This is a genomic window from Cypionkella sinensis (assembly GCF_042646385.1).
Taxonomy (GTDB): Bacteria; Pseudomonadota; Alphaproteobacteria; order Rhodobacterales; family Rhodobacteraceae; genus Cypionkella; species Cypionkella sinensis.
Genome location: NZ_JBHRTO010000001.1, coordinates 3,026,052 through 3,038,555, shown reverse-complemented (window position 1 = coordinate 3,038,555; position 12,504 = coordinate 3,026,052). Strand labels below are relative to the sequence as shown.

Annotated in this window: 12 protein-coding genes; 8 read left to right on the top strand and 4 right to left on the bottom strand. The window is 61.6% G+C overall.

The features are described from left to right. Positions 1-53: 53 nt before the first annotated feature. The 5 genes from ACFOGH_RS15030 to ACFOGH_RS15010 all read left to right on the top strand — a co-directional run bounded on the left by ACFOGH_RS15030 (position 54) and on the right by ACFOGH_RS15010 (position 4,851). A complete protein-coding gene (locus tag ACFOGH_RS15030; protein ID WP_380073891.1) occupies positions 54-698 on the top strand; it encodes a TetR family transcriptional regulator C-terminal domain-containing protein in 645 nt (214 codons plus the stop codon). Between the two features lie 53 nt (positions 699-751). Continuing rightward, entirely contained in the window at positions 752-1,675 is a 924-nt protein-coding gene (locus ACFOGH_RS15025) for an acyl-CoA desaturase (protein WP_380073890.1), read from the top strand. A gap of 105 nt (positions 1,676-1,780) precedes the next feature. Continuing rightward, positions 1,781-3,166 carry a DHA2 family efflux MFS transporter permease subunit gene (locus ACFOGH_RS15020; RefSeq protein WP_380073889.1) on the top strand — a complete coding sequence of 462 codons (1,386 nt, stop codon included), beginning with the start codon at positions 1,781-1,783 and terminating at the stop codon, positions 3,164-3,166. A gap of 47 nt (positions 3,167-3,213) precedes the next feature. After that, positions 3,214-3,987, top strand: coding sequence for a hypothetical protein (locus tag ACFOGH_RS15015; RefSeq protein ID WP_380073888.1), 774 nt, complete (start codon positions 3,214-3,216; stop codon positions 3,985-3,987). Between the two features lie 39 nt (positions 3,988-4,026). Beyond that, entirely contained in the window at positions 4,027-4,851 is an 825-nt protein-coding gene (locus tag ACFOGH_RS15010) for a TolB family protein (RefSeq protein ID WP_380073887.1), read from the top strand. On the opposite strand, the gene ACFOGH_RS15005 is transcribed toward ACFOGH_RS15010, so the two are convergent. Continuing rightward, entirely contained in the window at positions 4,839-5,270 is a 432-nt protein-coding gene (locus ACFOGH_RS15005; protein WP_380073886.1) for a hypothetical protein, read from the bottom strand. The genes ACFOGH_RS15010 and ACFOGH_RS15005 overlap by 13 nt on opposite strands. 297 nt (positions 5,271-5,567) lie before the next feature. Between ACFOGH_RS15005 and clpB the strand changes: the two genes are divergently transcribed. After that, the gene (gene clpB, locus ACFOGH_RS15000) at positions 5,568-8,180 is read left to right on the top strand and encodes an ATP-dependent chaperone ClpB (protein ID WP_380073885.1); all 2,613 of its coding nucleotides are present in this window, start codon (positions 5,568-5,570) and stop codon (positions 8,178-8,180) included. A 185-nt stretch (positions 8,181-8,365) separates the two neighbouring features. Here clpB and ACFOGH_RS14995 read toward each other — a convergent pair whose 3' ends face one another. Together ACFOGH_RS14995 and ACFOGH_RS14990 are read right to left on the bottom strand one after the other, a co-directional pair. Then, the gene (locus ACFOGH_RS14995; protein ID WP_380073884.1) at positions 8,366-9,094 is read right to left on the bottom strand and encodes a copper homeostasis protein CutC; all 729 of its coding nucleotides are present in this window, start codon (positions 9,092-9,094) and stop codon (positions 8,366-8,368) included. Next, positions 9,087-9,944, bottom strand: a complete 858-nt coding sequence (locus ACFOGH_RS14990) for an ROK family protein (protein WP_380073883.1) — start codon at positions 9,942-9,944, stop codon at positions 9,087-9,089. The genes ACFOGH_RS14995 and ACFOGH_RS14990 overlap by 8 nt, the downstream gene beginning before the upstream one ends. 64 nt (positions 9,945-10,008) lie before the next feature. Here ACFOGH_RS14990 and pyrF point away from each other — a divergent pair, with 64 nt between their 5' ends. Then, on the top strand, positions 10,009-10,740 hold the full coding sequence (gene pyrF / locus ACFOGH_RS14985) for an orotidine-5'-phosphate decarboxylase (RefSeq protein WP_380073882.1): 732 nt from the start codon (positions 10,009-10,011) through the stop codon (positions 10,738-10,740). Between the two features lie 111 nt (positions 10,741-10,851). Here pyrF and msrA read toward each other — a convergent pair whose 3' ends face one another. Beyond that, positions 10,852-11,460, bottom strand: a complete 609-nt coding sequence (gene msrA, locus ACFOGH_RS14980; RefSeq protein WP_380073881.1) for a peptide-methionine (S)-S-oxide reductase MsrA — start codon at positions 11,458-11,460, stop codon at positions 10,852-10,854. Positions 11,461-11,600: 140 nt separating this feature from the next. Here msrA and ACFOGH_RS14975 point away from each other — a divergent pair, with 140 nt between their 5' ends. After that, positions 11,601-12,500 (top strand): D-amino acid aminotransferase, encoded by a 900-nt coding sequence (locus tag ACFOGH_RS14975; protein WP_380073880.1) that lies wholly within the window; start codon positions 11,601-11,603, stop codon positions 12,498-12,500. The last annotated feature ends 4 nt before the right edge of the window (positions 12,501-12,504 follow it).

Genomic DNA, 12,504 nt, shown 5'->3' with positions numbered 1-12,504 from the left:
CAATCAGAATTTCGCTACCTTGCAAAAGCCCCGCTTTCAGCCGAGAAACCCGCATGAGCCAGCCTGCCCCCACCATCCCGACACCGCGCAAACTGTCGCGCGAAATCCGCCGCACGCAGGTGATCGAGGCCACGATCGAGGTGCTGGCCGCCAACGGCTATGCCCGCACCACCCTGACCGATGTGGCACGCCGCGCAGGCATCTCGCACGGATTGGTGCTGTTCCATTTCCAGACGAAAGAGGCGCTGCTGGCCGAAACCCTCGGCTATCTGTCCGACGAATACCGCGAAAACTGGGATGCCGCGCTTGCCGCCGCAGGCCCGCAGCCTGCCAGCCAACTCGATGCCATGATCCGCGCCGATTTCGTCCCCGCCATCTGCACCCCCGTCCGCCTGTCGGCATGGCTGTCGTTCTGGGGCGAGGCACAATCGCGCCCGCTCTATCAGGAAAGATGCGGCGAGAATGACCGACTTTACATTACCAAACTGGAGGCAGTCTGCGCCGCCCTGCTCAGCGAAGGCGGCTACCCCGGCGACCCAATCCTGATCTCGCGCGTGCTGCGCGTCACCACCGAAGGCGTCTGGGTCGACCTGATCTCGACCCGCGAGCCCTACAGCCCGACCGAGGCCCTGCAAACCGTCCACGCCGCCGCGATGGCGTTCTTCCCAAGGCATTTCGGGGCCGATGGGTTGTTGTAGGGGGCTGCGCGATACGCGCTATGAATTCTGCCGAAGCCCTCTAAACTGATAGAATGGCGCATCTCGTCTCAACCGACCGCTTCCATGTCCTGCCGGAAACATCGGCGCTTCAAGGCCATGTGCGATGCCTGCCAATCAAAACCGTCTGGCTTTTCGGGCATGGCGCGGCTGGAATCACCGGAGTCATCCTCTATCCGCAGCTTGACGCCTTACTGGTCTTCCTTGGATTGACGGCTGTGACCATCTGCGCAGGCCATTCGGTTGGTATGCACCGCCTGCTGATTCATCGCAGTTTTGAAACCCCACGCCTTGTCGAATATGCTCTGGTGTGGCTCGGCACGCTTGTCAGCATGGCTGGCCCGATTGGCATGATTCGCACCCACGATCTGCGCGATTGGCATCAACGGCAAACCGAATGCCCACCGCATCCCGCCCACCAAGCCGCCTTCTGGCGGGATGCTTGGTGGCAACTGTGCTGCGAGTATCGTCTCGACCATCCACCCAAATTCGTTCTGGAAGATCGCGTAAAGCAAGACCCCATCTATCGTTTCATTGAAAAGACTTGGATGTGGCAGCAACTGCCCTTGGCGCTAACCCTTTACGCTCTCGGCGGTTGGGCCTGGGTGCTTTGGGGTTGTTCTCTGCGCATATTCGTATCGCTGGTAGGGCATTGGCTTGTCGGGCATGTCTCACACAGGCGCGGTCATCAGGGTTGGAGAATCGCAGGCGTTCCCGTGCAAGGTTACAATATTCGCTACATCAGCCTGCTGACCTTCGGTGAAAACTGGCACTGCAATCACCATGCCTTCCCCCATTCCGCCAAACTGGGCGTTGAACGCGGGCAAATGGATCCGGGTTATTATTTCATCCGCGCATTGCAAAAACTGGGCCTCGCATCGCAACTCAAAACGCCAGACTCGGAACCCGAGCGAAAAGGATTGCAACGAGTTCAGGCCATTGTGCCGACCCGGCGTTAAGCCGAAGTTTGGCGGCTTTGTGGGTGTCAAAGCCCCCTTCACAACCGCGTGCCACCCCTGCGAACCACCCTTGCACCCGCCCGGACGTTGCCGCATCTTCCCGCCATGCCTTCCGCCCGCATCCTTCCCCTGATCGTCGCGACCGCCCTGTTGATGGAGAATATCGACTCCTCGGTGCTGTCCACCTCGCTGCCCCAGATCGCGCGCGATCTGAACTCCGACCCGATCCATCTGAAACTGGTGCTGACCACCTATCTGCTGGCGCTGGCGGTGTTCATCCCGGCCTCGGGCTGGATGGCCGACAAGTTCGGGGCGCGTAAAATCTTCCGCGCCGCCATCGTCGTGTTTGCCTTGGGCTCCATCGCCTGTGCGCTCTCCACCAATCTGGCCGAACTCGTCGCCGCCCGCGCCCTGCAAGGGCTGGGTGGGTCGATGATGACCCCGGTCGGTCGCCTGATCGTGCTGCGCGGCACCCCCCGCGCCGGGCTGGTCGGCGCGCTCGCCTGGCTGACCGTGCCGGCGCTACTCGGCCCGGTGCTTGGCCCGCCCTTGGGCGGCTACATCACCACCTATTGGGATTGGCGCTGGATTTTCTGGATCAACATTCCGATTGCCGTTTTGGGCGTGGTCCTCGCAACCCTCTACATCCCAGACCTGCGCGAGCCTGAACCGCGCAGCTTTGATACCGCAGGCTTCCTGCTGCTCGGCCCCGGCCTTGCGGGCTTTCTGACCGGGGCAACCCTGATGGGCCTGAACCTCGCCACGCCGCTGATCGTGTTCAGCCTGACCGCAGGCGGTGCCACCCTGATTGCGCTTTATGTCCGCCATGCCCTGCGGGTTTCAAATCCGATGGTCGATCTGCGCCTGCTGGCGCTGCCCACCTTCCGCATTTCTGTCACCGCGGGCACCCTGTTCCGCGTTGGCGTCGGCGCCCTGCCGTTCCTGCTGCCGCTGATGCTGCAACTCGGCTTTGGCCTGAACCCGCTGCAATCGGGGCTGATCACATTTGCGTCTGGCATTGGCGCACTTGTGCTGAAATTCGCCGCCCAACCGATCCTGCGCCGCTTTGGTTTCCGCCGGGTGCTGCTGGTCAACGCCCTTATCTCATCGGTATTCATCCTTGCCCCGGCCAGCTTTACCCCACAAACGCCGTGGCTGCTGATGCTGTTGGTGCTGTTCGTGGGCGGGCTGTCGCGGTCGCTGCAATTCACCTCTGTCAACGCCATCGCCTATGCCGAAGTGCCATCAGAGCGCCTGTCGTCGGCCACCTCGTTCACCGCCGTGCTACAGCAACTGTCCGGATCCATCGGCATCACGCTGGCGGCGATGACGCTAGAGGGCACCGGCTATCTGCGCGGCACCTCGGCCACCGATCTGGGTAACTTCCCTGTGGTGTTCACCGTGATTGCGCTGCTGTCACTTTCCTCTGCGATCATCTTCGCCAAACTCTCGCCGCAGGCAGGGGCGCAACTGGTCCGTGCCGCCGATTGACACCACCCGCCTTTCCGCCTCATCTGGCAAAAACGAAAGGCCCGAGTATGGACATCAACCTCACCTTTGAGCGCCCCGAGGATGGGCCGAAATCCGGCCCCGTCACGATCGGCTGGTTTCTGACGCAAGACAAAGGTGCGGTGCTGTATGATCCGCCCGAACGGGTGCTGTTCCGCCAGACCAACAAGGCCCACGCGAAATCGGCCAGCCGTTGCCCGGCGGTGATCCAGTTGGAAAGCCGCTATTTCCTGATCAAATGCCCGTTTGACATTCATCTCGGCTTTGGCCGCGACGACAAAGGCAAGCCGCATCTGATCAACCGCGCCGGGGCGGCATCCCCGATCCGCGCCAACAAACTGGGTGAGGTGATGACCTTGGTCTCCGAGGCCGAATGGCGCTACCCTGATCGCCCCACCGTCCAAATGTCGCTGCCCTACTGCTTTATCGCGGATGAGCTGGTCTATATCACCCAACTTTCCGCCTTTGCCCATTACCGCCGCGAACAACTGCCCGGCACGATCTTTGGCGGCCGCTTCCCGCTGAACGTCTGGCCGCGCCCGCTGATGTGGGCATTTGAATGGCACGAGCCGGAAAAGGACATCATCCTGCGCCGGGGCGAACCGTTGTTCTACTGCCAGTTTGAGGCCGATGGCCCAGACCGCCCGGTGCAGATGGTCGAGGCCGAAAAGACCCCCGAACTGCAAAAATACATGGAGCAGATTGGCGGCGTGGTGAACTACGTCAACCAAACCTTCGGCCTGTTCAAAGCCGCCGAGGCTTTGCGCCCGAAAAAACTCCTCACCCCAAAGGCAAGGGAGTAGGGTGCGTGAATAACGCACCTTCACGGTAAGGCACCTAAGATGCGCAGCTTTCTCGAAATCTACGATCTCGCCTCGGCCAGCACCCGCACCCTGCTGGCAACCGACCGGCATATCGAGGCACCCAACTGGTATCCCTCGGGCGATGCCTTGCTGGTCAACGCCGAGGGTCGGTTATTTCGCGTGCCATTGGCCGAACCGGCCCTGATCCCCATTGAAACCGGCGTAGCCCAGCGCCTGAACAACGACCACGGCATCAGCCCCGACGGCCAGCAGATCGTGATCTCATCGCATCACGAAGGCATCGGGTCGCAGATCTACATGATTCCGGCCAAGGGCGGCGATCCGGTGAAAATCTCACCGCAAGCGCCAAGCTGGTGGCACGGCTGGTCGCCCGATGGCAAGCTGCTGACCTATGTCGCGGCGCGGGGTGGCAGCCGGGTGATTGATGTCTACACCATGCCTATAGGCGGCACAGAGACACGTTTGACCATGGGCGAAGGCCATTGCGACGGCCCCGACTTCAGCGCCGATGGAGCGCAAATCTATTACAACTGCGATCGCGACGGCCACGCGCAGATCTGGGTGATGAACGCCGATGGCAGCGCCCAGCGCAAACTGTTCGCCGATGATTGCGTCAACTGGTTCCCGCATCCCTCACCGGATGACCAGCACCTGATCTATCTCGCCTACCCGCCCGGCACGTTGGGCCACCCAGCCAACCTACCCGTGGCGCTGTGCCTGTGCGACCCCCAAGGCCAGAACCGCCGCCGCATCCTCGAGTTTACTGGTGGCCAAGGCACGATGAACGTGCCCAACTGGGCACCAGATTCCCACGCCTTTGCCTACGTGCGCTACGAAATATGAACGCGGGCAGGCGGTAGCGAACTCTCTTCTGCGATCTCGGGTTTGGGCGGCACGGCAGACCGCACATTCATCATCCGGTGCGTGTTGCTCCAGACAGAGATATAGACCTCGGCCACCCCGTTCGGCGACAGATGTTCAGGCGTCAGGCCGACAATCCGCACCCGCAGATGGTCGCCGTGCTGCAAAGGCTCGGTCATCACCGCCGTCGCCGCTGGCCCAAGCTGCCCCAGATGCCGCAAACTGCGGCGCGGCAAAAGCCCCAGCAAAGGCCGCTTCGCCATCGCAAAAATGCCGATCCGGCCATCGTCTTGCAGGTGCAATTCTGCCGCATCGCCAATACACAAGCCACTTTTCCCGATGTGCAACTGCAACTCCTGCACGGGGGCCTTGTGGATCAATACCTGCAAAATATCCTGCATCTGCGCCGCCTTTTTGTTTTTCTGCCCCTCGATTGGCCTACAAATCCGGCGTGTCGCAAGCCCGTTCAGCTTACCGCAGGTTGCACGCCTCCGAACGGGCGGCATCGTGCCGACCACATCCGGCGCAATCGGCGGATAAATGTGCGCGCCCCGCAAACCCCTGCATAAATTTGCTGCAGTGTCGTTGATCCACAGCATTGCAAAGCGCGCGCCAACTCCCCAAATATCGGCCAAGGCCGCCAAGGATGTGCTGGAAATCCGGGCATCACTGGGGCGCTTAGAAAAGGAGTGATACCGATGAATTTAGAGAAATTCACGGAACGGTCGCGTGGTTTCATCCAAGCGGCCCAGACGATTGCCATGCGGGAAAGCCATCAGCGGCTGGCACCCGAACACTTGCTGAAAGCCATCATGGACGACGATCAGGGCTTGGCCTCCAACCTGATCCGCCGCGCCGGGGGTGAACCCACCCGCGTGACCGAAGCGCTTGCGCTGGCCATGGGCAAACTGCCGAAAGTCTCGGGCGATGCGCAGCCGTTCATGGACCCGAACCTCGTCAAGGTGCTGGACGAGGCTGAAAAGGTCGCCAAGAAAGCTGGCGATAGCTTTGTGCCGGTAGAACGCCTGCTGATGGCGCTTGGCATGGTGAAATCCGCTGCCAAAGACGCGCTCGACGCTGGTGCCGTCAGCCCGCAAAAGCTGAACGCCGCGATCAATGACATCCGCAAAGGCCGCACGGCGGATAGCGCTTCGGCGGAAGAAACCTATGACGCATTGAAAAAATACGCCCGCGACCTGACCGAGGCCGCCGAGCAAGGCAAGATCGACCCGATCATTGGCCGCGACGAGGAAATCCGCCGCGCCATGCAGGTTCTGTCGCGCCGCACCAAGAACAACCCCGTGCTGATCGGCGAACCCGGCGTCGGTAAGACTGCGATTGCCGAAGGCCTTGCCCTGCGCATCGTCAACGGCGACGTGCCGGAAAGCTTGCGCAACAAGAAACTGATGGCACTGGACATGGGCGCGCTGATCGCTGGTGCCAAATACCGCGGTGAGTTTGAGGAGCGTCTGAAAGGCGTTCTGAACGAAGTCACCGCTGCGGAAGGCGATATCATCCTGTTCATCGACGAGATGCACACGCTGGTCGGCGCGGGCAAATCCGATGGCGCGATGGATGCCGCCAACCTGATCAAACCGGCACTGGCACGGGGCGAATTGCATTGCGTCGGGGCCACCACGCTGGACGAATACCGCAAATATGTCGAGAAAGACGCGGCCCTCGCTCGGCGTTTCCAGCCGGTGATGGTGTCTGAACCGACGGTCGAGGATACCATCAGCATCCTGCGCGGCATCAAGGAGAAATACGAACTCCACCACGGCGTGCGCATCAGCGACTCGGCCCTTGTCGCCGCAGCCACCCTGTCGCACCGCTACATCACTGACCGCTTCCTGCCCGACAAGGCCATCGACCTTGTGGACGAGGCTGCCAGCCGCCTGCGGATGGAGGTCGACTCCAAGCCCGAAGAACTCGACCAGTTGGATCGCCAGATCCTGCAACTGCAGATCGAAGCAGAGGCGCTGAAGAAAGAAGACGACGCAGCCAGCAAAGACCGTCTGGAAAAGCTGGAGCAGGAACTGTCGAACCTGCTGGAGCAATCCGACGCGATGACAGCCCAATGGCAGGCCGAACGTGACAAACTGGAAGCCAGCCGCGATCTGAAAGAACAACTCGACCGCTTCCGCGCCGAGTTGGATCAGGTCAAGCGTGACGGCAATCTGGGCCGTGCGGGCGAACTTTCCTACGGCATCATTCCCGGCCTTGAAAAGCAACTGGCCGAAGCCGAAGCACGCGAAGGCGATGCCTTGGTGTCCGAAGCCGTACGCCCGGAACAGATCGCCGAGGTCGTCGAACGCTGGACCGGGATTCCAGTGGCCAAGATGCTGGAAGGCGAGCGGGAAAAACTGCTGAAGATGGAGGAAGAGCTTGGCCGTCGCGTGATCGGTCAGCAAGCCGCCGTCACCGCTGTGGCCAATGCCGTCCGCCGCGCCCGCGCTGGGCTGAACGACGAGGGCCGCCCGCTGGGCAGCTTCCTGTTCCTGGGCCCGACCGGCGTGGGTAAAACCGAACTGACCAAGGCAGTTGCCGAATATCTGTTCGACGACGACTCGGCGATGGTGCGGATTGATATGTCCGAATTCATGGAGAAGCACTCGGTTGCCCGGCTGATCGGCGCGCCTCCGGGCTATGTCGGCTATGATGAAGGTGGCGTGCTGACCGAAGCCGTCCGCCGCCGCCCCTATCAGGTCGTGCTGTTCGACGAGGTGGAAAAGGCCCACCCCGACGTGTTCAACGTGCTGCTGCAAGTGCTGGACGATGGCATGCTGACCGATGGTCAGGGCCGCACCGTCAGCTTCAAGCAAACGCTGATCATTCTGACCAGCAACCTTGGGGCGCGTGCTTTGTCAGAACTGCCCGAAGGCGCGGATCAGACAGCGGCACGGGCGCAGGTGACAGAGGCCGTGCGGCAGCATTTCCGCCCGGAATTCCTGAACCGGCTGGACGAGCAGATCATCTTTGATCGTCTGAACCGCGCCGATATGGCTGGCATCGTCGACATCCAGTTGCGCAAACTGGAAGCCCGCTTGGTCAGCCGCAAGATCACGCTGGATCTGGATGCCGAGGCCGAGGCCTGGCTGGCGGATGAAGGCTACGACCCGGTGTTCGGCGCGCGTCCTCTGAAACGCGTGATCCAGAACCATCTGCAAAACCCGCTGGCCGAGATGATCCTGTCGGGCGATGTGCTGGATGGCGCAACGATCAAGGTCAGCGCCGGGGCCGATGGCCTGATCATCGGCGACCGCGTTTCCGCCTCACGGCGTGAACGCCCCGCGCAAGCCGTGGTGCACTAAGCCTCTGTAAAATCGCCTGCCCCGCTGGTTCGGGGCAGGCATTTTCTGTGCCGCTGCGATCTTGGCAATTTCGCCAATTTTCGCTGAAATCTGCACAAAAAGGTGCATTTTCTACCACATCTAGTGATTTTCAATGCACTGGGCACAAGTCATTCCCAGCTGGGAACGCATTTTCACGCGCAGGCTTAGCCCCGCACCCCACCCGCCAAAGCCGCTTTCAACGCTGCAACCTTCGCCCGGTTGGTGCGCTTTTCACTGCCAGACTGAAACCCAAACGCCAGCGCCGCACCGCCACTTGGCAGGGGGCTTGCGCAAGACGCGTGGATTTCACGCAGCGGCAGGTGGCAGAGTTTTGGCAGCGTTTCCACAGAAACACCCGATCCGGGCATGATGATCAGATCTGGCCCCGCAACCTTTATCATCGCGGCAAGCGCCGCCGCCCCCTCTGCTGCGGTCAGCGCCCCGCCCGAGGTCAGGATGCGCCGAAAGCCCAAATCCTTCGCAATCTGCACGGCTTCAATCTTGTCTGGGGTCAGGTCGATACAGCGGTGCAGCGTGGTGTCCAGCCCCGCAGCCTCATCCAGCAGCACCCGCAGAACAGCCTCATTCAGGCGGCCATCAGGATGGCTCGCACCCAAGACCACACCCTTCAGGCCAAAGCTGCGAGCAGCGCGTATGTCGGCGCGCATCACCTCGACCTCAGCCACCGTATAGCTGAAATCGCCCGACCGCGGCCGGATGATCGGATAGCACAGCGCGCCCGACTGTGCTGCCATCTGCATCAGGCCATGGCTGGGCGTCAGCCCACCAAGGGCCAATGCCGCACACAGTTCGATCCGGTCAGCCCCGCCTGCGATGGCTTCGGCCAAACCAGCCGGATCGTCGACACAGACTTCCAACAAGATATCAGCCAAAGCGCGCCTCCCCTGCCGCCGCCGCACCCGCCAAACCAGCGTCGGCGGAAACCGTCGCGGGCACCACAAGGGGCGCATCGGTCTGGCGCAGGATGCGCGCCCGCGTGGCCGCATCAAGCGCAGCTATCAGCGCCGGATCATTGGCAAGACCGCCGCCCACCGGCACGATATCGGCACCGATCAGGTTGATCACCATGGCAAGCTGCCCCGAAACCACCGCAAGCCACCGGTCAATCGTGGGGCTTGGCGCGGATTTCCACGCGGCGATGATCGCCTCTGCGCTGGCATCTTGCCCGGTAAGATGCTTGTGCAGCCGTTCCAGCCCCCGCGCGCCGCCGATGGTGTCAAGGCAGCCAATCTGTCCGCAGCCACAGGCAAAAGCCGGATCGTGCACCACCGGGCCATGCCCCCACTCGCCCGCATAGCCGCCCGGCCCGGTGACAACGCGGCCATCCAGCACCAGCCCACCGCCGACCCCGGTGCCGAGAATGATGCCAAAGACATTGCGGTGATCCCGCCCCGCCCCCTGCGCCGCCTCTGCCATGGCAAAGCAATCTGCATCGTTCAGGATCAGCACCGGCAGATCAAACGCAGCCCCGAGATCGGCGGCGACATTGCGGCCATCCAGACAGGGCAGATTGGCCACTTTGATCCGCCCCGTGGATGGATCGACAACCCCGGTGATCGAGATCGCCACCGCCGTTTCCGTGGTGTGAAAGCGGGTCAATGCCGCGGCAAAGGCGGCAAAATCCTGCGCGGGCGTGGCGGTTTCGCCCAGGTGTTCAAGCAAGCCGCCACTGCTGCGGGCGGCTTTGATGCGGCTGCCGCCGATATCGAAGGCCAGGATCATCGGGTGCACTCCTTGACAGGGCAGGCGGTTGGCCGCATGACGCCCGAAATCAAAGGAGATCGCAATGCCTGATGACCGTTTGTCAGATGACCGTTTGATTGTGGCGCTGGATGTGCCGAACATCGTGCAGGGGCTGGATCTGGCCGGACGGCTGGGCGATGCGGTGTCATTCTACAAGATCGGTCTGGGAATGCTGACGGGCGGCGGTTTTGCCTTGGCGAACGAGCTGAAGCAAGAGCATGGCAAGCGGATTTTCCTTGATATGAAGCTGTTCGACATTGGCGCAACGGTAGAGGCCGCCGTGCGCGGGATTGCCCAGCATGATCTGGATTTTCTGACCGTGCATGGTGATCCGCAGGTGGTGCGGGCGGCGTCAGAGGGCAAAGCCGGGACGGGGCTGAAGATTCTGGCGGTAACGGTGCTGACCTCGTTGGACCGTTCTGATCTGGATGCCAACCTGATCCGGGCGGGCGATCTGAGCGAGATCACCATCGAACGCGCCGCGCGCGCGCTGGAGGCTGGGGCCGATGGGGTGATCTGCTCGCCGCAAGAGGCCGCCGCGATCCGCGCCCTGCCGCAAGCGGTGGGTCGGCTGATCGTCACACCGGGCGTGCGGCCTGCGGGCGCCGAACTGGGTGATCAGAAACGGGTGGCGACACCGGCGCAGGCGATTGCCGACGGGGTGGATCATATCGTCGTGGGCCGTCCGGTCTGGCGCGCCACCGATCCCGCCGCCGCCGCACGCGCCATCGTGGCCGAGATGATGTCGCCACAGGCACGGGTGCCCAATCACTAATCTGCTTGGATCATCCTTCATTGTCGGGATGCCGGAGATCGCGCGCGGAGTTTCACACCCCGCACCCCGTGGGATATTTAGGAACAGGTGAAAGCCCGTTCTCGAAAATCCTTAATGCACGAAAGTTGCCGAGTTGCCCCAAAGTTCTTTGACGCGCGCATCTCGGCCACAGCTTTCGCGGTAGAACTTGTAGGCATTGCGCTTTTCCTTCGGGCCGCGCCTTGTCAGCACCAGATCGGTGCTTTTGTAATAATCCTGATGATAGGCCTCGGCAGGCCAAAAGGTTTTCGCGGCAAGAACAGGGGTAACGATGGCTTGCCCAAGTGCAGCCTGCGCCTTGGCGATTTCGTCCGTGGCGATCCTCTTTTCCGCTGAGTTGGAAACAAAGATCGCCGAGCGATACGCATCCCCACGATCACAAAACTGGCCGCCCGCATCGACTACATCGGTCGAATGCAGGAACTTCTCGATGATCTGCGCATAGCTGATCTTGCTGTCGTCATAGGTGATCTGCACAGCCTCGTAATGGCCGTCATGATCGTCATAGGTCGGGTTCTTGGAACTGCCGCCGGTATAGCCCGACACCACATCCTTCACACCGGGCACGCTTTCAAAGTTGGATTCAACGCACCAGAAACACCCACCCGCAAGAATGGCAGTCTGGGTTTTGGCCGAGGCGGCACCTGCCAGCAGAATCAAGGCGAGGGTAAGACGGATCATGCAGAACTCCATTGCTTTTAAACAGCCTGCGGGTTGCCAGGGCTGAGAACAATTCACCCATCCGTGACCTCACGCCAAGGTGATGCCCCCCTTGGCCTTTGCCCTGCAGCGCAATAGCCTGCCGCAAACAGGAGATCACCATGACCGACCATGTATCCACTCATCAGGCTGAAGAAGACGCGCGCAATGAAGATATCCTGATTTACGTCAACGGAAAGATTGTGCCCAAGGCGCAGGCGATGGTCTCGGTCTACGATTCTGGCTTCATGCTGGGTGATGGGGTTTGGGAAGGGATCCGGCTGTATAACGGGCGCTGGACGTTTCTGGACGAGCATATCGCGCGGTTGTTTGAGGCCGCCAAAGCGATTGACCTTGAGATCGGCCTTACGCCCGAGCAGGTGATCGCCGCCGTTCTGGAAACGCAGCAGGCCAACGGCATGACGACAGATGCCCATGCGCGGCTGATGGTGACGCGCGGGGTGAAAACGCGCCCCTTCCAGCACCCCAAGCTGTCACAGCGCGGGCCAACCATGGTGATCATCATGGAACATTCCCGGCAAAAACTGCCGCGCCCAATCCGGCTTGCGACGGTGCCGCACATGCGGGGCTTGCCGATGACGCAGGACCCCAAGTTGAACAGCCACTCCAAGCTGAACTGCATCCTGGCCTGCATCGCCGCCGAAAAGGCCGGCGCGGATGAGGCGCTGATGCTGGATGTGCATGGCTTTGTGAACACCACCAACGCCTGCAATTTCTTCATCGTCCGCAAGGGGCAGGTTTGGACCAGCACAGGCGATTACTGCATGAACGGCATCACCCGGCAGAAGGTGATCGACCTGTGCCGCGCCAATGACATCCCGGTGTTCGAGCGCAATTTCAGCCTTGTGGACACCTATTCAGCCGATGAGGCGTTTTTGACCGGCACGTTCGGGGCGCAGACTCCGGTGGGGTGGATTGATGGGCGGACCATTGGCACTGGCCAGATGGGCCCGATGACCGAGCGTATCCGCGGACTTTACAAGACGATGGTGGGCGCATGATGGG